Here is a 24105-nt window from a genome sequence, read left to right on the forward strand (position 1 = left end):
GGCAATTTGCATTTCAAGAAGGCGGCCTTCGAGGATGCGATAACAGCGGGGCGGCCGATTGTTGATTCCGGCTCAATGGTGATTCGTCGATACGCGGCTTAATCCGCAACGGCCGATCCGGCACACTGCGTCATCCGCGGCGAGATGCCGCTTTCCCATCACAGGAGTTGACCCATGAGCATCCCATCCTTCGGCGTCGGCACGTTCCGTCTGACCGGCCAGGCGGCCGTGGACTCGGTGCGCCAGGCACTGGAACTTGGCTATCGCGCCGTCGATACGGCCCAGATCTACGGCAACGAGGCCGACGTGGGCCAGGCGCTGGCCGAAAGCGGCGTGGCGCGCGGCGATCTGTTCGTGACCACCAAGATCTGGACGGCCAACTACGCGGCCGACAAGCTCGTGCCCAGCCTGCGCGAGAGCCTGGACAAGCTGCGGACCGACTACGTCGACCTGACGCTGATCCACTGGCCTGCGCCCGGCAACGGCGTGCCGCTGCCCGAGTTCATGGCCGCGCTGGCGGACGCCAAGGCGCAGGGGCTGACGCGCCAGATCGGCGTGTCCAACTTCAATATCGACCTGACGCGCCAGGCCATCGACGTAGTGGGCGCCGGGCAGATCGCCACCAACCAGATCGAACTGAGCCCGTACCTGCAGAACCGCAAGCTGGCGGCGTTCCTGCAGGAGCAGGGCATCGCCGTGACGTCGTACATGACGCTGGCCTACGGCAAGGTGCTGAAGGACCCCGTGCTGGCGCGCATTGCCGACAAGCACCACGCCACGGTGGCGCAGGTGACGCTGGCCTGGGCGCTGCAGCTTGGCTACGCGGTGATCCCGTCGTCCACGCGGCGCGAGAACCTGGCCAGCAACCTGCTGGCGCGCGACCTGAAGCTGGACGATGCCGACCTGGCCGCCATCGCCGCGCTGGAGCGCAATGGCCGCGAAGTGAGCCCGGACGGCCTGGCGCCGCAGTGGGACTGAATGGGCGATTGTTGATCCCGTTTCAAAGGTATTTCGTCGATTCAAGGCTTAATCCGCAAGAGCGCAGCGGGCACACTGTGACCATTCCGAATGGTTAACAGGAGTTTCCGATGCCTACTTCCCCGATCGATACCGCCGCGCCGCTGTTCCAGCCCCACCAGCTCGGCAGCCTGACGCTGCCCAACCGGATCGTCATGCCGCCGATGACGCGCTCGCGCGCCAGCCAGCCCGGCGACGTGGCCAACGACCTGATGGCCGCGTACTACGCCCAGCGCGCCAGCGCCGGGCTGATCGTGGCCGAGGGCACGTGGATTGCCCCGCTGGGCAAGGGCTATGCGTGGACGCCGGGCATTCATACGCCGGAGCAGGTGGCCGGCTGGCGCAAGGTCACGTCGGCCGTGCACGCGGCGGGCGGGCGCATCTTCGCGCAGCTCTGGCACGTGGGCCGGCTGAGCCACACCAGCCTGCTGGGCGGGCAGTCGCCGGTGTCGTCGTCGGCCATCCAGGCCACTGGCGTGAACGTCTTTGCCGCCGGCCAGGACGGCACGCCGGGATTCGTGCAGGCGTCGGCGCCGCGCGCGCTGGCCGTGGACGAGATCCAGGCGATTGTCGACCAGTTCCGCCAGGCGGCCCGCCATGCCATGGAAGCCGGCTTTGACGGCGTGGAGCTGCACGCGGCCAACGGCTACCTGGTCAACCAGTTCATCGATTCCGGCGCCAACCTCCGCACGGACGCCTATGGCGGCTCGCTGGAAAACCGGCTGCGTTTTCTGGGCGAAGTGGCGCAGGCGCTGATCGAGGGCACCGGCGACCGGACGCGCGTCGGCATCCGGCTGGCCCCGCTGACCACGCTCAATGGCTGCGTCGATGCCGATCCCGAGACCACCTACACGGCGGCCGCCCGGCTGCTGGGCGAGCTTGGCGTGGGCTACCTTCACATTGCCGAAGCCGACTGGGAAGATGCGCCGCACATGCCGCTGGCGTTCAAGCAGCGCCTGCGCGAGGTGTTCCCCGGCACGCTGATCTACGCCGGCAAGTACACGGCCGAGCGTGCCGACGCGGCGCTGCGCGAAGGCTGGGCGGACCTGATCGCGTTCGGCCGGCCGTTCGTGGCCAACCCGGACCTGCCCGAGCGGCTGCGGACCGGCGCGCCGCTGGCCCTGCACGACCGCGACACGCTGTTTGGCGGCGGCGCCCGTGGCCTGACCGACTACCCGGCGCTGGACGCCAAGGCTGCCTGACGGCCGGGGGAAGCAGAGAGCCGGACGCCTGCGCGCCGGCTTTTTTCCGGTTATCTCGCTTTGCAGCTTTTGCACGCCAGGCACCGCTTTCCGGCCAATTTGTGACGAATAAGAGTCGTGCCGGCAGCCGGCAGGCTGGAACTCATGGCCGTTTTACGAGTCCATGTTGCGTTCGGTTACAATGCTGTCCCGCAGCAATGCATATTCGGCATTGTTCGCAATTGTCTGCAATCGCGCCCCCATCTTGTTACGTTTCGTCCTCTTCCTGCTGACTGCCCTGTGCCTGTCCGCGCTGTCGTTCACGGCAGCGGCGAACGTGCGCGCGGACGCGCAGGTCGATGCCGCGATCGAGGCGGCGGCCGGCATGACGACCGAGACGCCCGATTACGCGATGCTGGCCACCGGCGACGACCTGTCGCAGCTCGTGCTGCCGGGCGACCCCGACTACGGCGCCGACGACGTGGCCGATGACGGCCCGCCGCCGGGCTACTGCAACATCTGGTCCGCCGACCTGCTCGACCCGCTCGACCTGTTCGACGCGGTGGACGAAACCAGCGCGCTGTTCGTGCTGCCCACCTTCAAGCCTGGCCTGTCCGTGGACGACCTGTTCCTGGCGCCCACGGCCCGCACCACGTTCGAATCCGAAGGGCTGTTCCGCCCGCCCAACCTGCGCGCCTGATTCTCCAGGCCCCCGCCCGGCGTTCCTGCCGGGTGGCGCGCTTTCCTTGCCCTTGCGCCCCCGATCTGTCCGCGAACCGCGTGTGTCGCGGCGTGCCCTGCCTGTCAATGCACCCGGTGTCCTGAACTGACGCCCGGCCCGCATGGCGGCACGGTGCGGCGTGGGTTGCCGGGCAGCCGTACCGTTAGAACCTTTCCGACATGAAGACCAAGAAAACGTTGACCTGGGTCGCGTCGCTGTCGCTATTGGCGGCGCCGGTCTGGGCCGCCCAGCCGGTGCCGGGCGGCGCCGCTGCGTCGAAGTCCCAGCCGGACGCCGCCCCGGCGTCGTCCATGCGGCCGTCCACGCAGCTCCTGGCCGCCAAGGCCATGCCGCGCGCCACCACGCCCGCGGCCGAAACCTTCGAATTGTCCCAACTGCTGGAACTCGCCCAATCGACCAACAAGGGCGTGGAAGCGGCGCAGGCGAACGTGGATGCCGCCACCGCGGCCATCACCACGTCGCGCGCGTATCCGAACCCGCAGGTGGAAGTGATGTACGGGCGCCTGTCCGGCAAGCAGCCGGGTGTGGCCAGCGGCAACGCGCCGTCGTATGCCGTGGTCCAGAAATTCGACTATCCGAACCAGCGCAGCCTGCGCGAGCGCATGGCGGGCCGCGGGCTGGAGGCGACCGAGGCGCAGCGGCTGAGCTTTCGTGCCGAACTGGCCGCACGCGTGAAGACGTCGTACTACCAGGTGCTGCGCCGCGAGACCGAACTGGCCGCCGCGCGCGAGGACCTGAACCTGATGCGCCAGATCCAGGAACGCGCCAAGGTGCGCGTGGACGTGGGCGAGGCGCCGCGCTACGAACTGATCAAGGCCGATACCGAACTGCTGGCCGCGCAGAAGACGCTGCAGACCGCCGAGCTGCGCGTGGAGCAGGCCAAGGCATCGCTGCGCCAGCAGGTGGGCGGCGCCATGCCGATGCGCTATGGGCTGCACGGCAGCCTGGCCAACACGCCCGACATCCCCACGCTGGCCGTGCTGCGCGACACCATGCAGGCCAACAACGCCGAGCTGATCCAGCGCCGCAGCGAACTGGAACGCGCGCGGCTGGGCGTGGATTACCAGCGCTCGCTGCGGCTGCCCGAGGTGGCGCTGCGGGCCAGCACCGACCGCCAGCCGGACAACAACGTCTCGCAGATCGGCCTGGTGATGACGATTCCGCTCTGGGACCGCCGCAGCGGCCCCGTGGGCGAGGCCACGGCGCAGGCCACGCAGGCGCGCACCGCGCTGGAAGCGCGCGAGTTCGAACTGACCCAGGAGCTGGACACCGCGTTCCAGCAGTACGAGATCACGCAGGCCCAGGTCACGGCGCTCGAATCGGGCATCGTGCGCGAGGCCGAGTCGGCGCTGGGCGTGGCGGAAGCCGCCTACCGCTTTGGCGAGCGCGGCATCCTGGACTACCTGGACGCGCAGCGCGTGCTGCGCAATGCGCGCACCGAGCTGATCAACGCGCAGTACGAGATGCAGATCGCCGCCATCCAGATTGAAAAGCTCATGTCGGCCACGCCCGGTGCCCCCACCGGCCCCGCGCCCTCCATGCCTGTATCCCCGAATCTGAACTGACCATGCGCCCCAACCATTCCCTGCTTTCCATTGCCGCCGCCGTTGTGCTGGCGCTGTCGCTGGCCGGCTGCTCCAAGGAGCCCGAAGCCGTTGCCGAGGCGCCCAAGCTGCCGCCCGGCGTGGTCAAGCCCGAAGAAAACCTCCAGAAGACCCTCAAGGTGGCCGTGGTGGCCACGTCCCCGTTCAGCGAGATGCTGCGCGTGGCCGGCCGCGTCGACTTCGACGAACAGCGCGTGTCGCGCATCGGCGCCACCGTTACCGGCCGCGTGACCGACCTGTACGCCATCCTGGGCCAGGAAGTGAAGGCCGGCCAGGTGCTGGCGCGCCTGCACAGCAGCGAACTGGGCGCCGCGCAGATGGCCTTCCTGAAGGCCGAGGCGCAGAACGAGCTGCAGGCCCGCAACGCCGAGCGCGCGCGCCAGCTGTTCGACGCCGACGTGATCGGCCGCGCCGAACTGCAGCGCCGCCAGAGCGAGTACGCGATTGCCGCGGCCGAGATGCGCGCCTACCGCGACCAGCTGCGCGTGCTGGGCATGTCGGCGCAGGCCATTGCCACGCTGGCCAAGAACGGCAGCATCGAATCGTATTCGCCGGTGTTCTCCAGCATCAACGGCACGGTGGTGGAGCGCAACGTGGCCCAGGGCCAGGTGGTGCAGCCGGCCGACGCGTTGTACACCGTGGCCGACCTGTCGCGCGTCTGGGTGGTGGCCGAAGTGCCCGAGCAGCAGGCCGCGCAGGTGGCCGAGGGCCAGGCCGTCGATATCGAGGTGCCGTCGCTGGCCAACAGCAACGGCCGCATCACGGGCAAGCTGATCTACGTCGGCCGCACCGTGAACCCGCAGTCGCGCACGGTGCTGGTCCGCACCGAGCTGGAGAACAAGGAAGGGCGCCTGAAGCCGGCCATGCTGGCCAGCATGCTGATCGCCGGCAAGCCGGTGGACACGCTGGTGGTGCCGGGGTCCGCCGTGGTGCGTGACGGCAACGACGAGCAGGTGTACGTGGAAACCGCGCCGGGCCAGTACCGCCTGACCAAGGTGAAGCTGGGCTCGGAGAGCGACGGCATGCGCGTGGTGCAGAGCGGCATCAAGTCGGGCGACCGCGTGGTCGTGGAGGGCGCGTTCCACCTCGACAACGAGCGCAAGCGACTGGAACAGGGGTAAGCCGCCATGATGACATCGCTTGTGGAAGCCGCGATCAAGCAGCGGCTGGTGGTGTGCGTGGTGGCGGTGGTGCTGTTCTTCTTCGGGCTGCGGGCGGCGGGCAAGCTGTCGGTTGATGCGTTCCCGGACGTGACCAACGTCCAGGTGCAGATCGCCACGGAAGCCACCGGCCGCTCGCCCGAGGAAGTGGAGCGCTTTGTCACGGTGCCCATCGAAATGTCGATGACCGGCCTGCCCGGGCTGGAGGAAATGCGCTCGCTGAACAAGGCCGGCCTGTCGCTGATCACGCTCGTGTTCACCGACAAGACCGACGTCTACTTCGCGCGGCAGCTGGTCATGGAGCGGCTGATCGAGGTGGGCGGGCGCATGCCCCAGGACGTGGCGCCGGTGCTGGGCCCGGTCTCGACCGGCCTGGGCGAGGTGTACCAGTACACGCTGGACCGCGCCGACGACGGCAACCGCGAACTGACGCAGGAAGAGCTGGCCGAGCGCCGCATCGCGCAGGACTGGGTGGTGCGGCCGCTGCTGCGATCGATCCCGGGCGTGGCGGAAATCAACTCGCAGGGCGGCTTCGTGCGGCAGTACCAGGCACTGGTCAACCCGGAGCGGATGCGCCACTACGAGGTCAACATCCAGCAGGTCTACCAGGCGCTGGCGCGCAACAACGCCAACTCCGGCGGCGGCGTGCTGCCGCACTACGCGGAGCAGTACCTGATCCGGGGCGTGGGCCTGGCCAAGGGCGTGGAGGACATCGGCAGCATCGTGCTCAAGGAGGTCAACGGCACGCCGGTGTACCTGCGCGACGTGGCGCGGGTGACCATCGGCCACGAGGTGCGCCAGGGCGCGCTGGTCAAGAACGGCCAGACCGAGGCCGTGGGCGGCATCGTGATGATGATGCGCGGCGGCAACGCCAAGGAGGTGGTGAGCCGGATCAAGGCCCGCGTGGCCGAGATCAACGACAAGGGCATGATCCCCGGCGGCCTGCAGATCGTGCCGTACTACGACCGCAGCGAACTGGTGGACGCCGCGCTGTGGACGGTCACCAAGGTGCTGCTCGAAGGCGTGGTGCTGGTGGTGATCGTGCTGTTCCTGTTCCTGGGAGACGTGCGCTCGTCGGTCATCGTGCTGGCCACGCTGGTGCTGACGCCGCTGCTGACGTTCATGGTGATGAACCGCATGGGGCTGTCGGCCAACCTGATGTCGCTGGGGGGGGGCTGGCCATCGCCATCGGCCTGATGGTGGACGGATCGGTGGTGGTGGTGGAGAACGCGTTCGAGCGGCTGGGCCACGCCGACAAGAGCGGGCTCACGCGCACGGAGATCCTGGTCAAGGCCGTGCAGGAGGTGGCCACGCCGGTGATCGTGGGCGTGGGCATCATCATCCTGGTGTTCCTGCCGCTGATGACGCTGCAGGGCATGGAAGGCAAGATGTTCGCGCCGCTGGCCGTGACCATCTCGATCGCGCTGGCGATCTCGCTGTTCCTGTCGCTGACGCTGTCGCCGGTGCTGTCGTCGTACCTGCTCAAGGGCGGCGCCGAGCATGACACGCGCATCATTGCGTTCATGAAGCGCCACTACCTGCGCATGCTGCACTGGGCGCTGCTCAACAGCAAGAAGACGGTGCTGGGCGCGGTGGGGATGTTCGTGGCCACGGTGCTGATCGTGCCGATGCTGGGCACGTCGTTCATCCCGGAGATGAAGGAAGGCTCGATCGTGCCGGCCATCGACCGCGTGCCGAACATCTCGCTGGAAGAGTCGATCAAGCTGGAGAAGCAGGCCAACAAGCTGGTGCTGGAAGTGCCCGGCGTGAAGTCGGTGGTGTCCGGCGTGGGCCGCGGCGAAAGCCCGGCCGACCCGCAGGGCCAGAACGAGTCGACCCCGATTGCCAGCCTGAAGGACCGCGACGAGTGGCCCGACGGCTGGACGCAGGACGACATCGCCAACGCCATCCGCGACAAGCTCAAGGCCATTCCCGGCGTGCAGATCGTGATGGCGCAGCCGATTTCGGACCGCGTGGACGAGATGGTCAGCGGCGTGCGCTCGGACATCGCCGTGAAGATCTTCGGCGACGACCTGGACAAGCTGCGTGACCTGGCCGGCGAGATCGCGCGCGTGGCGGGCGGCATCCAGGGCTCGCAGGACATCCGGATCGAGCGGATCTCGGGCCAGCAGTACCTGTCGATCGAGATCGACCGGGCGGCCATCGCGCGCTACGGGCTGAACGTGTCGGACATCCACGACATCATCGAGATCGCCATCGGCGGCAAGCGTGCCACGGACATCTTCGAGGGCGAGCGCCGCTTTGCGGCGGCCGTGCGCCTGCCCGAGGAATTCCGCAGCAACGTGCAGGCCATCCGCAACCTGCTGGTGCAGGCGCCGGACGGCGTGCAGGTGCCGCTGCAGAGCGTGGCGAAGATCGAGGTCAGCGACGGCCCCGCGCAGATCAGCCGCGAGATGGCCAAGCGCCGCGTGGTGGTGATGATCAACGTGAAGGACCGCGACCTGGGCGGCTTCGTGGCCGAGCTGCAGTCGGCCACGGAGAGCAAGGTCAAGCTGCCGGAGGGCTACTACTACGAGTGGGGTGGCCAGTTCCAGAACATGGAACGCGCCATGGGCCACCTGCAGCTGATCGTGCCGCTCACCATCGCGGCGATCTTCTTCCTGCTGTTTCTGCTGTTCAACTCGCTGCGCTTTGCCACGCTGATCATCACGGTGCTGCCGTTCGCGTCGATCGGCGGCATTATCGGGCTGTTCGTCACGGGTGAATACCTGTCGGTGCCGGCGTCGGTGGGCTTTATCGCGCTGTGGGGCATGGCGGTGCTGAACGGCGTGGTGCTGGTGTCGTACATCCGCACGCTGCGCGAGCAGGGCATGTCGCTGCGCAACGCCGTGGTGCGCGGCGCCACGCAGCGGTTCCGGCCGGTGATGATGACCGCGACCATCGCGATGCTGGGCCTGGTGCCGTTCCTGTTCTCGTCGGGGCCGGGCTCCGAGGTGCAGCGGCCGCTGGCCGTGGTGGTGATTGGCGGGCTGATCACATCGACGCTGCTGACGCTGGTGATGGTGCCGGTGCTCTACCGCTGGTTCGACGACCGCAAGCCCGAGGCGCGCGACATGTCCGTGTAATCGCCCAGGCAACCGCCGCAGTACAATGGCAACCGGCCGGCATGCATCGCGCGTGCCGGCCGTTTTTGTTGGAGTGAATACCCATGACAACGCATGCACGCCGCTTGCTGCTGGCGTCTATCGCTTTCGTGACGGCCGCGGCCCTGCCGGCCATCGCCCCGGCGGCCGATGCCCCGGTCAACGTGGAACTGGGCCAGCGCGGCGGCCGCCCCGAGGCGCCCGAAGCTCCGCTTGCCTGCATGCAGGCGGTCAAGGCCAAGCTGCCGAATCCGGACCGGTTCCGCTGGCTGGGCAGCAACACGCGCCGCGTGGCCGAGGACGTCTACAGCGTGGTGGGCACCATCGCGTTCGTGAACCAGGCCGGCGAGGCGCGGCAGGGCGATGCCCAGTGCGACGTCATGCGCGCACCGGGCAACCAGTTCATCGTGCCGAAGGTCCGGCTGCCGCAGTAGGGTCGGGCCGGCGCGCGGCGGGCAGCAGGTCGCCGCGCAGCAGCCGCGCCGCCGTCTTCCACAGCAGCACGCCGATGATGGCATTGGCGGCGACGAACAGGCCGAACGCCAGTTGCGGCATGACGCCGCCGGCGCCGCGCTCCACCATGCGGATGGCCATGCCGGGCAGCGCCGCCACGCCAAAGCTGAAGGCCCAGAGCCCCGGCGAAAACCGCTGCACGCCAATCCACGGCGCCAGCCGCAGCATCACCAGCGCCTGGTACAGGCCGTACCCCAGCAACGCATACGCGAACAGGTCTGGCTGGCCGTGCGTCAGCGCCATCCACGCCGTGCCGCCCACCACGGGCGGCGCAATCTGGATGCCCAGCAGCGCGCGCCGCGCCTCGGGCAGCGGCGCGTTGACCGCCGCGCGGTTCAGCAGCATCGACTCGATCGCCAGCCACGACAGCAGGCTCACGCCGAACAGCATCATGCCCACCTGGTGCCAGCCGAACATGGCCGCCGCCGTGGCCCCGACAAAACCCGGCGCCACGGCCGGCAGGTAGGCCGCCGGCGTGATGGCCGCCGGTTCCATCCCGCCTTGCCAGAGCCGCCCGTGCAGCGCGGCGCCCAGCGCGAGCTGTCCGACCGTCGCCACCCCGAACATCACCATGGCCACCTGCGGCGCGTAAGGGTGGACGAGCTGCGTCGCCAGCAGCGTCGAGGTGGGAATCAGCGCCGCGAACGACGACTGCACCGGATCGGCCATTTCCGCGCGCGCGGCATCGGGCGCCACGGCCCACTTGCGCAGGTAGGCGCCGATCAGCACCGTCCAGAGCGCCAGGCCGAAGCCCGCCAGCACCACGGCGGGCAGGGCCGGGATAGCCCAGATGCGCACGGCGCCGCGCCACGCGTTGGCCAGGGCCAGCGTGCCGACCGCCATGCCGAAGAACGACAGCGGGATGGTACGAAAAACGGAGGATGGGGTGGGGGCGCCCATGATGTGCTCGCAAAAGTGCCGGTTGATGCCTTGGATGGTACGCAGCCTTGGCGCGCGGCGTTGACGCGACCGGCTCAAGCTGTTGCTGATTCGTCTCAATCGGGTTGACGCATGACATTTTCGTCATGTTCCGGATCGAATGTGGACATCGGACGGATCGTCGACTAGGCTTTGTGTACGCTGTACACAAGATGGCGGCGCAACCGTGGCAACCGAACTGGAGACGTTTGCATGAACATCGAAACCACCAACGAACACCGCTGGCTGCACAAGCTGGCTGGCAACTGGATGGCCGAGGGCGAGGCACAGATGGGCCCGGACGGCCCCACCGAGAAGTGGCGGATTCCCGAGCAGGTCAGCAAGATCGGCGACGCCTGGGTGCAGACCCGCTCGGAGGGCGATTTTCCCGGCTGCGGCCCGGCCGTGACGGTGATGACGCTGGGCTACGACCCGGCCCGCAAGCACTTTGTCGGCACCTTCGTCGGCTCGATGATGACGCACATGTGGGTCTACGAAGGCGACCTGGAGGCCGATGGCAAGACGCTGACGCTGCGCGCCGATGGCCCGGCCTTCAACCCGGACGGCAGCGTGGTGCCGGGCAAGATGGCGAAGTACCGTGACGTCATCGCGTTCCAGGATGACGACCACCGCACGCTGACGTCGTTCATGCAGACCGACAGCGGCGAGTGGATCCAGATCATGCAGGCCCGCTACCGGCGGGAACGCTAGGGAAGGAGGCGGCCGGCCCGGGGGTGGCCCGGGCGGCCTGAATCAGGCTGGACCAGGCTGGATCAGGCGCGGTCGAGTTCGTTGCTGTTCCACCATGCTTCCAGCAACGGCTGGAAGCGGTCGTCCGGGGCGGGCGGCACGCGCGTGCTCTTGCGCGCGGGCGGCAACTGGCGGCCGGTCAACTGGTAGAAGACGGCGGCCGGCGGGGTGCCGGGGCCGTAGGGCACATGGTCGATCACGCTCATCTGCCGCGCGGCCTTCAGCGCGCGCGTGGTTTCCTCGGCCGTCAGGCCGCACCCGTCGGCCAGCGCGTCACGGCGCAGGGGGCCCTGACGTTGCAAGCCTTCGATCAGAAGATGAACGCACTCGCGCGTATTCCTTTTCATGCAGCGCATTTTTCCGCACTGCCTGACACTTCACAATGACACTTGACACTTGTTTGCAATCCACCGCACGCAACTGTGGCAAGCGCGCAAATCCGGCCGCCAAAGCGCTGGACGCGCCACTTGCGGTGTCCGGCGCTTGCGCTCGCCCCGATACTGTATAAACATACAGTATTCGACGAATTCCTATGTCCGCGCCGGTGACCCCCGGCCGGACGACTGCCCCACCATGACCGCATCCCCGCATGGACAGTTGCCGCTGGCGGCACCGGACCATGTGCCACCTTCCACCCCGCCCGCGCCGTCGCCCGATGGCCCGCCGCCGGCCGCGCCCCGCGAATCGGTGCGCGAGCTGGAGCAGCGCTATCCGGGCCTGTGGCGCGCGGGCCAGCTTGGCCGCGCCGGGCGCCTGCCCGTCTGTCCCACCGGCTACGACGCGCTGACCGCCGAGCTGCCCGGCGGCGGCTGGCCCGCCGGCGCCGTGACAGAGCTGATGCTGGCGCACGACGGCACGGGCGAACTGCGCCTGCTGATGCCGGCGCTGCGCACGCTGGCCGCCGGCGGCCGGCGCATCGGCCTGGTCAATCCGCCCTACTTGCCCAATGCCGCCAGCCTGGCGGCGGCCCGGCTGCCCGCGCGCCAGGTGTACTGGGTGCGCCCGACCCCGGCGGCAACGCTGGCGTCGCAGCGCACGGACATGCTCTGGGCCGCCGAGCAGATGCTGCGCAGCCAGGCATTCGGCGCGGTGCTGGTCTGGCTGGGCCGCGCGCGGCCCGAGGCGCTGCGGCGCCTGCAGGTGCTGGCGCAGGGCGGGGACACCGTGGTCTGGGTGCTCCGGCCGCTGCGGGTGCTGCATGAGTCGTCGCCCGCCGTGCTGCGGCTGGCGCTGTCGCCGCAGCCGGGCAACCTGATGTCGATCGACTTCCACAAGCGGCGTGGCCCCGTGCGGGACACGCCGCTGCTCTTGCCGCTGGAAGGCATGGCCCACGTGCCGCAACGCACGGGCATGCCCGCCGTCCTGCCCGCCACGCCGGCGGGTGCCGACCATGTTGCCGATGACGTACTGGATCGCGGTCCACCTGCCGCGCCTGCCGCTGGACGCGCTGCAGCCGAGCTGGCCTGAGCCCGCCGGCCCGCCCGGCCCGGCCGCCCCCGGCATCGGCACGCTGCACAAGCTGCCGGTGGCGGTGGTGGAGCACGAGCGCGTGGTGCTGGCCAACGGGCCGGCCATGGCGCTGGGCGTGTGCTACGGCATGCGGCGCGGCGGCGTGCAGGCGTTGTCCGCCGATGTGGTGCAGCTGGAACGCGGGCTGGCGGCCGAGGCGGACCTGCTGACGTCGGTGGCGCTGACGCTGCTGCACTTCACGCCGGCCGTGACGATCGACACCGAGCCGGAATCGGCCACGGTGATGCTCGACGTCACGGCCAGCCTGCGGCTGTTCGGCGGCCATCGCGCGCTGTGCCGGCAGGTGCGCGCCCGCGTGCGGCAACTGGGCACGTTCGCGCAGGTGGGCAGCGGCACCACGGCGCAGGGCGCGGCATGGCTGGCGCGCCAGCCGGTGCGCCGCACGCCGCGCGGCATCGTCCGCCCGGCCCGCCGCGCAATCCAGCCGGCGCGCATGACGCGGCTGCTGGACCGCCTGCCCGTGGATTGCCTGCACGCGTACACCGACCCGGAATGGCTCGAAGGCATCGGCTGCCGCACGCTCGCACAGGTGCGGCGCCTGCCGCGCGCGGGGCTGTCGCGCCGCATCGGCACCGAGCTGCTGGCGCGGCTGGACCAGGCCTATGGCCACGCCCTATCGGGCTTTGCCTGGTTCGAGGCGCCGCCGGCCTTTGCGCAGCGCATGGAGCTGCCCGGCCGCATCGAAGCGGCCGATGGCGTGCTGGCCGGCGCGCAGCGGCTGCTGCTGGCGCTGTCCGGCTGGCTGGCGGCGCAGCAGGCCGGCGTCACGCGCTGCGTGCTGGTGCTGGAACACGAGCGCTACCGGCTGGGCGAGGACACCGACAGCACGCCGGTGCCGCTGGCACTGGCGCAGCCGAGCCGCGACCCGGTCCACCTGTCGAAGCTGCTGCGCGAGAAGCTGGACAAGGTGCGTTTTCACGCGCCGGTGAGCGGGCTGGGTTTGCGGGTGGAGGCGATGGAGACGTGCCTGCCGCAGAGCGATTCGCTGTTCCCGGAGCCCGGCGCGGAGCCGGCCGAGCTGGGCCGGCTGCTCGATACGCTGGTGGCCCGGCTGGGCCGCGACAACGTGCTGCAGCCGCAGCCGCTGGCCGACCATCGGCCCGAATGCGCCAACCGCTGGGGCCCGCTGGGCGACGCGCCCGCGCGTGCGCCGGCCCCGGGCGCGCTGCCGCCCGAACGCCCGCTGTGGCTGCTGGAATCGCCCCAGGCGCTGCGCGTGGAAAAGCACCGCCCCGTCTACCAGGGGCCGCTGGTCATGCTGACGCGGCCGGAGCGCATCGAGGCCGGCTGGTGGGACGGCGGGCTGGCCACGCGCGACTACTTCATCGCCGAACGCGCCGACGGGCTGCGCTGCTGGGTTTATCGCGAACGCCCCGGCCGCCCCACGCGCGACGGGCAGGAAGACGGCGGCGACTACCGCTGGTTCCTGCACGGCCTGTTCGCCTGAATACCACCCTCGACCATGCTGCCCGGACTGTCTTCCCTGCTGCCGTCGCTGCCCGACTACGTCGAGCTGCACTGCATTTCGAACTTCACGTTCCTGGACGGCGCGTCGCACCCGCAGGAGCTGATCGCCCGCGCGTTCCAGCTGGGCTACAGCGGGCTGGCGCTGACCGACGAGTGCTCGGTGGCCGGCACGGCCCGCGCGCACCACGCCATCAAGGTGCTGCGCGAGGACATGTGGGAAGCGGTGGCGCGCAGCGCGCGGCGGCTGTCGGCCGGGCAGGCCGCCGGCGAGGCCGACGACGTGGACGACATCGTGGTGTTCGTCGACGAGGATGACGACGACCCGGATGCCGGCGACGCCGCGGCAGGCGACGAGGACGGCGAGGATGGCGAGGCCACGGCCGGCCCCGCCGACGACCACACCGCCGCCGAGCGCCGCCACGCGATGCTGGAAACGCTGGCGGCCGCGGCCGACGCCTTCAACCTGGTCATCGGCAGCCGCTTCACGCTGACCGCCGCGCCCGGCGACGCCATGCCGGCGCCGCGCCTGGTGCTGCTGGCGTGCAACCGCGAAGGCTTCGGCAATCTCAGCGAGTTCATCACGCTCGGCCGCCGCCGCGCGGAAAAAGGCAGCTACCTGCTGTATCCGTCCGACATCGCCGATCCCCAGCCCGACGAACACCACCTGCGCGGCATGCCCGACTGCCTGGCCATCCTGCTGCCCGGCTACTGCGCCGATACCGACGTGCTGCGCGCGCAGGCGCAGTGGTGCCGCGAGGTGTTCGGCGCGCGCGCGTGGATCGCGCTGGAACTGCTGCAGGGCCATGCCGATGCGCTGCACCGCACGCGGCTGCAGGACGTCTCGCGGGATACCGGCGTGCCGCTGGTGGCGGCCGGCGCGGTCAACATGCACGTGCGCTCGCGCAAGCCGCTGGCCGACGTGCTGACCGCCATTCGGCTGGGCCAGCCGCTGCCGCAGTGCGGCATGGCGCTGGCGCCGAACGCCGAGGCGCACCTGCGCATGCGGCAGGTGCTGTCGCGGCTGTACCCGCGCGACGCGCTGGCGCAGACGCTGAAGATCGCCGCGCAATGCCGCTTCTCGCTCGACGCGCTGCGCTACGAGTATCCGGAGGAACTGGTGCCGGCCGGCCTGACGCCCATCGGCTACCTGCGCCAGGAAGTGAAGAAGGGCATCGCCGAACGCTTTCCGCACGGCATGGAGCCCGACTGGGAGACCCAGTTGGAAGGCGAGCTTGCGCTGATCGAGGAGAAGCACTACGAGCCGTTCTTCCTGACCGTGCACGACATCGTCCGCTTCGCGCGGGAGCGCGGTATCCTGTGCCAGGGCCGGGGCTCGGCCGCCAACTCGCTGGTCTGCTACTGCCTGCATATCACCGAGGTCAGCCCCGAGCAGGCCAACCTGCTGTTCGGCCGCTTTCTGTCGCGCGAGCGCGACGAGCCGCCCGACATCGACGTCGACTTCGAGCACCAGCGGCGCGAGGAGGTCATCCAGTACATCTACGACAAGTACGGCCGCCACCGCGCCGCGCTGGCCGCGTCGCTGATCACGTACCGCTCGCGCAGCGCGCTGCGCGACGTGGGGCGCGCGCTGGGCATCGACCCGAGCGTGGTGGAGCAGGTGGTGAAGGGCCAGGCGTGGTGGGACGGCGGCACCGCGTTCATCGAGCGGATCTCGCGCTACGGGCTGGACCCCGATTCGCCGGCCGTGCGGCAGTGGGCCAGCCTGACCGAGCAGCTTCGCGGCTTTCCGCGCCATCTGTCGCAGCACGTGGGCGGGTTCGTGATCGCGCGGCACAAGCTGTCGCGGCTGGTGCCGATCGAGAACGCGGCGATGAAGGACCGCAGCGTGATCCAGTGGGACAAGGACGACCTGGAGTCTCTGGGGCTGCTCAAGGTGGACGTGCTGGCGCTGGGCATGCTGACCGCCATCCGGCGCGCGCTGGCGATGATCCCGAACCCCGAGCCGGAGCGCGCGGGCCTGCCCACGCGCATGGAGGACCTGCCCGAGACCGACGACGCCACCTACGAGATGATCTGCAAGGCCGACACGATCGGCGTGTTCCAGATCGAATCGCGCGCCCAGCAGTCGATGCTGCCGCGCCTGCAGCCGCGCCAGTACTACGACCTGGTGGTGGAGGTGGCCATCGTGCGGCCCGGGCCCATCCAGGGCGGCATGGTGCACCCGTACCTGAAGCGGCGCGAGGACCTGCGCCGCACCGGCAAGATGCCGACCTACTTCAACGACGTGATCCGCCGCGTGCTGGGCCGCACGCTGGGCGTGCCGATCTTCCAGGAACAGGTGATGCAGCTTGCCATCGAGGCGGGCGGCTTCACGCCGGGCCAGGCGGACCAGCTGCGGCGGTCGATGGCGGCATGGCGGCGGCGCGGCGATCTCAAGAAGCACCAGGACGCGCTGGTGCGCGCGCTGACGTCGCGCGGCTACCCCGAGCCCTTCGCGCTGGCCATCTGCAAGCAGATCGAAGGCTTTGGCGAGTACGGCTTTCCGGAAAGCCACGCGGCCAGCTTTGCCAAGCTGGTCTACGTCAGCGCATGGATCAAGTGCCACTACCCCGACGCGTTCCTGTGCGCGCTGCTCAACAGCCAGCCGATGGGGTTCTACTCGCCGTCCCAGCTCGTGCAGGACGGGCGCCGCCATGGCGTGGCGACGCAGCCGGTGGACGTCACCATCAGCGGCTGGGAAAGCACGCTGGAGCCGCGCCGCACCGGGCAGCGCCATCGCGACGTGCGGCTGGGCATGAACCGCGTGAAGGGCATGCGCGAGGCGGCCGCGCTGCGCATCGAGGCGGCGCGCGCCGCGCGGCCCTTCGACAGCGTGGAAGACCTGGCGCACCGCGCGGCGCTGGACGCGCACGACATCGACGTACTGGCCGCCGCCGACGCACTGGTGTCGCTGGCCGGTCATCGGCATCAGGCCCGCTGGCACGCACGCGGCGCCGCCGTGCAGAGCGCACACCGCGACCTGCTGCACGAGGCGCCGCCGCAGGAACTGGCGCTGGCGCTGCCCGAACCGAAGCTTGGCGAGGATGTGGCGGCCGACTATGCGAGCCTGGGGCTGTCACTGAAGTGCCACCCGCTGACGCTGCTGCGACGCCGCCTGGCCGCGCTGCGGTACGTGACCGCGCAGCAGTTGTCCCGGCTCGGCAACGGCCGCCGCGTGCGCGCGTGCGGCATCGTCACGGTCCGCCAGCGGCCCTCCACGGCCAGCGGCACGATCTTCACGTCCATCGAGGACGAGACCGGCGCCATCAACGTGATCATCTGGCCCGGCCTGGTGGAACGCCAGCGCAAGGAAGTCCTCGGCGCCACCCTGCTCGGCGTGATCGGCACCTGGCAACGCCAGGGCGAAGTCCGCCACCTGGTCGCCGACGAACTCGTCGACCTGAGCCCGCTGCTGGGCCGGCTGATGGTGGGAAGCCGGGATTTTCATTAGGGGCGAGAAACGCCGCTGGCGGATGTAATGCCGCTGGTTTTCTCAAAGTGGGAGAGGGGGCGGGGGAGAGGGCGTGGCGTGTCTGCTTGCGGATCGACGTCGCAATTTGAGCCGCTGGCCCTCACCCCCAACCCCTCTCCCGCAGGCGGGAGAGGGGAGTGAAAAACGTCGTTGGCGATTGTCGAGGGGGAGCAAGAAATGCCATTGGCGAATGTATGTCGCCGGTTTTCTCCCCTCTCCCACAAAGTGGGAGAGGGGCCGGGGGGAGAGGGCTTGGCGTGTCTGCTTGCCGATCGACGTCGCAATTTGAGCCGCTGGCCCTCACCCCCAACCCCTCTCCCGCAGGCGGGAGAGGGGAGCAGAAAACGTCGTTGGCGATTGTCGAGGGGAGCGAAAAACGTCGTTGGCGAACGTCGAGGGGAGCAAGAAATGCCGTTGGCGAATGTATGTCGCTGGTTTTTCTCCCCTCTCCCACAAAGTGGGAGAGGGGCCGGGGGAGAGGGCGTGGCGTGTCTGCTTGCCGATCGACGTCGCAATTTGAGCCGCTGGCCCTCACCCCCAACCCCTCTCCCGCAGGCGGGAGAGGGGAGCAAAAAACGCCGCTGGCGAACGTCGAGGGGAGCGAAAACCAGCGGTACCACGGCTACACCGATCTACGCTGCCCCTGGCACATCCCGCTGCGGCTGTCCGTCGTAGGTCCACAGGAACTGGCGTGGGATCGGGCCCTTGTTGCGGCCGCCTTGCTGGGTTTGTTCCCAGGCGTGGGACAGGATGCCCACCGAGCGCGAGAGGCAGAACAGGCCGCGGGCCAGCGGGGCCGGGAAGCCCAGTTCGGCGTAGATGACGGCGGTGGCGCCGTCGATGTTCATCGGGATCGGCTTGTCGCGGCCCTGGCTCAGGTGGCGTTCGACGGCGCGGGCGATGGCGGCGTACCGGCCCGATACCACGCCGTCGCGCGCGGCGTCGTCCACCAGCGCCAGCAGCCGTGGCGCGCGTGGGTCCAGCGGGTGGAAGCGGTGGCCGAAGCCGGAGACGAACTTGCCGTGCAGGTCTCGATAGTGGGCCAGGCCGGCGGCCACGGCCGCGTCGGGCGATTCGCCGGCGTCCTGGCGCCGCGCGATGTCCTGGTACAGCTCCACGGCCTGCTCGCCGGCACCGCCGTGCACGTCGCCCAGCACATTGACGGCCGACGCCATCGCGTTGTTCAGGCCCACCCCGCACGTCGCGGCCATGCGCGCGATGGCGATGCTTGGCGCCTGTGGGCCGTGGTCCACGGCCGCCATCAGCGCCGCGTCCAGCAGGTCGCCGGCGCGTTTCTCCGGCAGATCGCCGCGCAGCATCAGCCAGATCATCTGCGCGAACGACACGTTGCCGATCAGCTGCTCGATCGGATAGCCCCGGTAGCGGATCTCGCCCGGCTTCATGTCGATGATCGACGTACGCCACCAGTCCTGCGACGCCTGCCGGCCCGCGTCCATCGGGAAAGTCTCGCTCATAGCGCGCGCTCCTGTTTCAGTGTGGCGATGGCGTCGGCGTCGTAGCCGAGTTCGCCGAGGATGTCGTCGGTGTGCTGGCCCAGTTGCGGCGGCGGCGTGTCCACCGCGGGCGCTGTGCCGTTCACCTTGAAGCCGGTGCGGACCACGCGGATGTCGCGGCCCACGCCGGGCACGTCGGCAAAGTCGCCGATCATGCCGCGATCGCGCACCTGCGGATGCGCCAGCACGTCTGGCACCTGCATGACCGGCCCGGCCGGCACGCCGGCCGCGTTCAGCAACTGCCACCACTCGGTGGCCGACTTGCCCGCCAGCGCCGCTTCCAGCTCGGCGGTCAGCGCGGCGCGGTTGGCCAGCCGCGCCTGGCGCTCGGCAAAGCGCGCGTCGGTGGCCAGATCGGGGCGGCCAACCACGCGGCACACGGCCTCGAACTGTTCCTGCTTGTTGGCGGCGATGTTGAGCGGGCCGTCGCCAGTGCGGAACGTGCCGGACGGGCTGGCGGTCATGTTCTCGTTGCCCATCGGCACCGGGTTCTTGCCGGCGATCAGGTGGTTGGACACCACCCAGCCCATCGTCGCCATGGTGGCTTCCAGCATCGACACGTCCAGGAAATAGCCCTCGGTGCGGTCCCGGTCTGCCAGCGACGCGGCGATGGCGAACGCGGCCGTCATGCCGCCGATGGTGTCCGACACCGGATACCCCACGCGCAGCGGCGCGCTGGCCGCGTCGCCGGTGATGCTCATCACGCCGGACATGCCCTGGATGATCTGGTCGTAAGCGGGCAGGTCAGACAGCGGGCCGTCCTGGCCGAAGCCCGAGATCGCGCAGTAGATCAGCCGCGGGTTCTCCAGCTTCAGCGCGTCGTAGCCGAGCCCGAGCCGCGTCATCACGCCGGGGCGGAAGTTCTCGACCACCACGTCGGCGCCCTGCACGAGCTTGCGGAACACTTCCTTGCCGCGCGCGTGCTTGAGGTTGATCGTGATGGAGCGCTTGCCAGGGTTCTGCGCCAGGAACGACACGCCCATCAGGTTGCGGTTGAGTTCGGCATCGGCGCCAAGCTGGCGCGCGAGGTCGCCGGTGCCCGGCGTTTCCACCTTGATGACCTCGGCGCCCATGTGGGCGAGCTGGTGGCAGCAGAACGGCCCCGCCAGCACGTTGGTGAGGTCGAGCACGCGGATGTTGCGTAGCGGCTTGTGCATAGGGTTCCTGCCCGGATGATTATTCGGCGCGTGCGCCCGATTCCTTGACGATCGCGCCCCAGCGGGTGTTCTCGCTCTTGATGAAGGCGGCCAGCTCGGCCGGCGAGCCGCCGCGCGGCTCGCTGCCTTCGTCGTGCAGGCGGGCGATCGTTTCCTTGTCCTTCAGCGCCTTGTTGACCTCGGTATTGAGCCGGGCCACCACGTCGGCCGGCGTGCCGGCCGGCGCCACCAGCGCCTTCCAGTCCTCGGCCTGGAAGCCGGCGTAGCCCTGCTCGGCCACGGTCGGCACGTTGGGCAGCAGCGCCACGCGGTGCGCCGACGTCACGGCCAGCGCGCGCAGCTTGCCGGCCTTCAGCATCGGCATGGCGATGGGCGGCGTGGCGAAGTAGAAGTCGGTCTGGCCGCCCATCAGGTCGGTCAGCGCGGGCGACGCGCCCTTGTACGGCACGTGCAGCGCCTTGATGCCGGCGCGGCGCTGGAACATCTCGCCGGTCAGGTGGCCCACCGTACCGGTGCCGGCCGACGCCATCGACAACTGCTTGCCCTTGGCGGCAGCCACCAGGTCGGCCAGGGTCTTGTAGGGGGCGTCCTGGCGCACGATCAGCACCACCGGCTGCGACGCCACCAGCGCGATGGGCGTGAAGTCCTTCACCGCGTCGTACGGCATCTTGGGATAGAGCGTGGGGTTGATCGCCAGGTTGGCGGTCTGGCCCATGCCGACCGTGTAGCCGTCGTTCTTCGCCTTGGCCACGAGGTCCAGCCCGATGTTGCCGCCGGCCCCGGCGCGGTTTTCCACTACCACGGTCCAGCGCGTGGACGTGCTGACCTTGTTGAACACAAGCCGCGACAGCACGTCGGTGCCGCCGGCCGGCGGGAACGGCACGACCAGGCGGATCGGCTGGGCCGGGTAGGCATCGGCGGCCAAGGCGCCGGTCATCAGGGCCGGCGCGACGGCCAGGGCAAGCAGCGATTGCAGGAAGGTGCGGCGCAGGGTCATGCGTGTCTCCGTGTGTTCTATTGTTCTATAAGATAGAACGTTGGTCTTAAAGAAAGAATGAACGGGAGAATAGGAGGGATGGGTGGGGCTGTCAAGGCGGGGGGGGGCGAGCGGCAGGATTCGCGGCGTAGATCTGGCACGCGTTGGCGCGCCTTGCCGGGACGTGGCAGGGCGGCCCTCGCCACGCTGCGCGAGGGTTCTTTCAGGAAGGAGAACGGGAAAACGCCGCCTCAGGCGGCAACCACTGCCGGCAGGGCGAAGCCCGCGCCGGTGGCGCGGCAGGCTTCGGTCAGGGCGGCCTTGGCTTGCGAGGCATCGCGCCCCAGCCGCAGCAGGCCGCCGAGCTGGTGCGGGGCCTTGAGCAGGCCGAGCATCACGGCGCGCACGTCGGTGCTGCCGTCGGCGGCCATGCCGGCAAAGGCCAGCGGCGGTACGGCGCGGTCGGCGGGATCGAGCACCACGCGCAGCGCGGCGAAGGGAATGCCGTGGGCCTGGGCCGCGCGGGCGGCCACGTGCGATTCCATGTCGACGGCCAGCGCCCCGTGGGCTTCATGCAGGGCCGTCTTGTCGGCCACGGTCAGCACGGGCGTGTCAGACCCGGCCAGCAGCCCGGACACCGCGTGCGGCAGCGCGCGGCGCAGCGCGGCGGTCCAGTAGGGCGCGGTGCTGTACGACGCCTCGCCGCTGCGCACGGCCGTCGCCACGATCACGGTGCCCGGCGTCAGCGTGGGATCGAGCCCGCCGGCCACGCCCACGCTGATCAGCCCCGCACAGCCCTGCATCAGGCGGATGTCCAGCGCGCGTGCCAGCATCACGCCGCGCTGGCCGTACAGCGTCTGCACGCCTGGCCCCTGCGCGATGCGCGCCTCGAAATCCATGCCGCAGACCGCCAGCACGGGCGCCAGCGGCGCCGCGGAACTCATAGCCCCCATGCCACGGCGCGGTTGCCCTCGCGCAGCAGGTTGCGGAAGCGCGCGAGCGCCCAGAGCGGGAAGAAGCGGGCGTAGCCGTGGTAGCGCAGGTAGAACACGCGCGGAAAGCCCACGGCCGTGAAGTGCGGCTCGTTCCAGAACCCGTCGCCGGCCTGGGTGCGCAGCAGGTATTCCACGCCGCGCGCCACGGCCGGATGATCGCCGGCGCCGGCCGCCATCATGCCCAGCATGGCCCAAGCGGTCTGCGATGCCGTGCTCGGCGCCGGCTCGTAGCCGTGGTAGTCCAGCTTGTAGCTGTCGCCGGATTCGCCCCAGCCGCCGTCGGCGTTCTGGATCGATGCCAGCCATTGCGCGGCGCGCTGCATCTCGGGCGCGTCGGTGCCGATGCCGGCGGCGTTGAGCCCGCACAGCGCGCTCCACGTGCCATAGATATAGTTCGTGCCCCAGCGGCCGAACCAGCTCCCGTCGGCCTCCTGTTCGTCCAGCAGGTAGCGCAGCGCGCGCGCCGCCGGTTCGCTGCTGGCCGGCATCTGGCCCAACTGGCACAGCATGGCCAGGCAGCGCGCCGACACGTCGGCGGTGGGCGGGTCCAGCAGCGCGCCGTGATCGGCGAACGGGATGTTGTTCAGGTAGAGATGCGTGTTCTCCGGCTCGAACGCGCCCCAGCCGCCGTTGCTGCTCTGCATGCCGATGACCCACTCGCAGGCGCGCGCGATGGCGGGCGTGTAGCGGTTGGAGCAGTCGCCGCGCTCGGCGCGGTCCATGGCGGCGGCCACCACGGCGGTATCGTCCACGTCGGGGTAGTGCGCGTTGTTGTACTGGAACGCCCAGCCGCCGGGCCGCACGTCGGGGCGGCGCACCGTCCAGTCCCCGCGCAGCTCCAGCTCCTGCAGCGGCACCAGCCAGTCCAGCCCGCGCGACGCGGCGGCGATGGCGCGCGGCTCGCCCACTTCCAGCAGCGCATGGGCGGCCAGCGCGGTGTCCCAGACCGGCGACAGGCAGGGCTGGCAGTACGCCTCGTCGTCGCGGATCACCAGCAGCTTGTCGATCGACTTGCGCGCGATGGCGCGGTCCGGATCGTCGGGCGGCACGCCCAGCACGTCGAACATCATCACCGCGTTGACCATGGCCGGGAAAATGGCGCCCAGGCCGTCCTCGCCGTTCAGGCGCTCGACGGTGAACGCGCGGGCGCGGGCGATGGCGCGGTCGCGCATGCGGCGCGGAAACAGCGGCTCGGCCACGCGCACCACGGCGTCCAGCGCGCGGAACACGCCCACCCAGAGCGGGCTCTGGTGCGGCGCCCGGCGCGGCAGCCGGGTGGCCTGGCAGGGCCGCACGAACAGTTCGTCGATGCCCACGTTGCGCGGGTTGCGCGCCTGCGGACGCAGGCTGTTCAGCACCAGCAGCGGCACGACGACCGTGCGCGCCCAGTACGAGACCTTCGACAGATGGAACGGAAACCACTCGGGCAGCAGCATGATCTCCACGGGCATCATCGGCACGGCCTGCCACGGCATCACGCCGTACAGCGCCAGCAGCGTGCGCGTGAAGACGTTGCTCTGCTCGGCGCCGCCCATGGCGTGGATGCGGGCGCGGGCGCGGCGCATGTGCGCGGCCTCGGGGTCGTCGCCGGCCATCTTCAGCGCGAAGTACGCCTTGACGCTGGCGCTGACGTCCGACGCGCCGGCGTGGAACAGCGGCCAGCCACCATCGGCGCCCTGGATGCGGCGCAGGTAGTTGGCGATCTTGCCCTCCAGCACTGCGTCGGGCGTCTCGCCCAGGTAGTGCACCATCAGGATGTATTCGGCCGGGATGGTGGCGTCGGCTTCCAGCTCGTAGACCCAGTGGCCGTCGTCGCGCTGCTGGGCCAGCAGCGCATCCACGGCCTTGGCGATGCCGTCGTCGAGCGGATCGGGCAGGGACGCAGCCATGGCGCGCCGGCTCAGCGCGTCTGCATGCGGGCGGGTGATCGTTGCAGCCTGGTTCATCGATTCGGGGGCACTTCTCTCTTGGCCACGGCGCGGCCGGGGCCACGCGCATCGGCATC

Annotated in this window: 17 protein-coding genes and 1 pseudogene; 11 read left to right on the plus strand and 7 right to left on the minus strand. The window is 69.9% G+C overall.

Annotated features, from left to right (window positions below):
* The first annotated feature begins 174 nt into the window (after positions 1 to 174).
* The 7 genes and pseudogenes from dkgB (at position 175) to EPAKOI_RS18210 (ending at position 9242) form a co-directional block, all read left to right on the plus strand.
* Positions 175 to 978 carry a 2,5-didehydrogluconate reductase DkgB gene (gene dkgB / locus EPAKOI_RS18180; RefSeq protein ID WP_423194203.1) on the plus strand — a complete coding sequence of 268 codons (804 nt, stop codon included), beginning with the start codon at positions 175 to 177 and terminating at the stop codon, positions 976 to 978.
* Positions 979 to 1088: 110 nt separating this feature from the next.
* Positions 1089 to 2219: an alkene reductase gene (locus tag EPAKOI_RS18185; protein ID WP_423194204.1), complete on the plus strand. Its 1131-nt coding sequence runs from the start codon at positions 1089 to 1091 to the stop codon at positions 2217 to 2219.
* Positions 2220 to 2463: 244 nt separating this feature from the next.
* Positions 2464 to 2898 (plus strand): auxiliary protein of the heavy metal cation-transporting efflux system HmyCBA, encoded by a 435-nt coding sequence (locus EPAKOI_RS18190; RefSeq protein WP_124685360.1) that lies wholly within the window; start codon positions 2464 to 2466, stop codon positions 2896 to 2898.
* A gap of 200 nt (positions 2899 to 3098) precedes the next feature.
* Positions 3099 to 4505 carry a TolC family protein gene (locus tag EPAKOI_RS18195; protein WP_423194205.1) on the plus strand — a complete coding sequence of 469 codons (1407 nt, stop codon included), beginning with the start codon at positions 3099 to 3101 and terminating at the stop codon, positions 4503 to 4505.
* Between the two features lie 2 nt (positions 4506 to 4507).
* Positions 4508 to 5665: an efflux RND transporter periplasmic adaptor subunit gene (locus EPAKOI_RS18200; RefSeq protein ID WP_124685358.1), complete on the plus strand. Its 1158-nt coding sequence runs from the start codon at positions 4508 to 4510 to the stop codon at positions 5663 to 5665.
* 6 nt (positions 5666 to 5671) lie between these two features.
* Positions 5672 to 8790, plus strand: a pseudogene (locus tag EPAKOI_RS18205) (efflux RND transporter permease subunit).
* An 83-nt stretch (positions 8791 to 8873) separates the two neighbouring features.
* Entirely contained in the window at positions 8874 to 9242 is a 369-nt protein-coding gene (locus tag EPAKOI_RS18210; protein ID WP_423194206.1) for a DUF2880 domain-containing protein, read from the plus strand.
* Here the strand turns inward: EPAKOI_RS18210 and tehA are convergent.
* Positions 9211 to 10221, minus strand: coding sequence for a dicarboxylate transporter/tellurite-resistance protein TehA (gene tehA / locus EPAKOI_RS18215; RefSeq protein ID WP_423194207.1), 1011 nt, complete (start codon positions 10219 to 10221; stop codon positions 9211 to 9213). The two genes, EPAKOI_RS18210 and tehA, sit on opposite strands and share 32 nt — an antisense overlap.
* A 231-nt stretch (positions 10222 to 10452) precedes the next feature.
* Between tehA and EPAKOI_RS18220 the strand changes: the two genes are divergently transcribed.
* The gene (locus tag EPAKOI_RS18220) at positions 10453 to 10950 is read left to right on the plus strand and encodes a DUF1579 domain-containing protein (RefSeq protein WP_313837042.1); all 498 of its coding nucleotides are present in this window, start codon (positions 10453 to 10455) and stop codon (positions 10948 to 10950) included.
* Between the two features lie 62 nt (positions 10951 to 11012).
* On the opposite strand, the gene EPAKOI_RS18225 is transcribed toward EPAKOI_RS18220, so the two are convergent.
* On the minus strand, positions 11013 to 11336 hold the full coding sequence (locus EPAKOI_RS18225) for a hypothetical protein (RefSeq protein ID WP_253700256.1): 324 nt from the start codon (positions 11334 to 11336) through the stop codon (positions 11013 to 11015).
* Positions 11337 to 11562: 226 nt separating this feature from the next.
* Here EPAKOI_RS18225 and imuA point away from each other — a divergent pair, with 226 nt between their 5' ends.
* Genes imuA through EPAKOI_RS18240 form a run of 3 tightly spaced genes read left to right on the plus strand, consistent with a single transcriptional unit; the run spans position 11563 to position 17437 of the window.
* Positions 11563 to 12456 (plus strand): translesion DNA synthesis-associated protein ImuA, encoded by an 894-nt coding sequence (gene imuA / locus EPAKOI_RS18230; protein WP_423194208.1) that lies wholly within the window; start codon positions 11563 to 11565, stop codon positions 12454 to 12456.
* Positions 12389 to 13966, plus strand: coding sequence for a Y-family DNA polymerase (locus tag EPAKOI_RS18235; RefSeq protein WP_423194537.1), 1578 nt, complete (start codon positions 12389 to 12391; stop codon positions 13964 to 13966). Before imuA ends, EPAKOI_RS18235 begins: the two co-directional genes overlap by 68 nt.
* A 15-nt stretch (positions 13967 to 13981) precedes the next feature.
* Positions 13982 to 17437 carry an error-prone DNA polymerase gene (locus EPAKOI_RS18240; RefSeq protein ID WP_423194209.1) on the plus strand — a complete coding sequence of 1152 codons (3456 nt, stop codon included), beginning with the start codon at positions 13982 to 13984 and terminating at the stop codon, positions 17435 to 17437.
* A gap of 653 nt (positions 17438 to 18090) precedes the next feature.
* Here EPAKOI_RS18240 and EPAKOI_RS18245 read toward each other — a convergent pair.
* The 5 genes from EPAKOI_RS18245 to shc all read right to left on the minus strand — a co-directional run bounded on the left by EPAKOI_RS18245 (position 18091) and on the right by shc (position 24046).
* Positions 18091 to 18933, minus strand: a complete 843-nt coding sequence (locus tag EPAKOI_RS18245; protein ID WP_124685349.1) for a citryl-CoA lyase — start codon at positions 18931 to 18933, stop codon at positions 18091 to 18093.
* On the minus strand, positions 18930 to 20129 hold the full coding sequence (locus EPAKOI_RS18250; protein ID WP_124685348.1) for a CaiB/BaiF CoA transferase family protein: 1200 nt from the start codon (positions 20127 to 20129) through the stop codon (positions 18930 to 18932). Before EPAKOI_RS18250 ends, EPAKOI_RS18245 begins: the two co-directional genes overlap by 4 nt.
* 19 nt (positions 20130 to 20148) lie before the next feature.
* A complete protein-coding gene (locus EPAKOI_RS18255; RefSeq protein WP_313837034.1) occupies positions 20149 to 21126 on the minus strand; it encodes a tripartite tricarboxylate transporter substrate binding protein in 978 nt (325 codons plus the stop codon).
* A 230-nt stretch (positions 21127 to 21356) separates the two neighbouring features.
* On the minus strand, positions 21357 to 22049 hold the full coding sequence (locus EPAKOI_RS18260; protein WP_124685346.1) for a phosphorylase: 693 nt from the start codon (positions 22047 to 22049) through the stop codon (positions 21357 to 21359).
* The gene (gene shc / locus EPAKOI_RS18265; protein WP_423194210.1) at positions 22046 to 24046 is read right to left on the minus strand and encodes a squalene--hopene cyclase; all 2001 of its coding nucleotides are present in this window, start codon (positions 24044 to 24046) and stop codon (positions 22046 to 22048) included. The genes EPAKOI_RS18260 and shc overlap by 4 nt, the downstream gene beginning before the upstream one ends.
* Positions 24047 to 24105 lie beyond the last annotated feature (59 nt).

Source organism: Cupriavidus sp. H18C2, from assembly GCF_049393795.1.
Lineage (GTDB): Bacteria > Pseudomonadota > Gammaproteobacteria > Burkholderiales > Burkholderiaceae > Cupriavidus > Cupriavidus pauculus_C.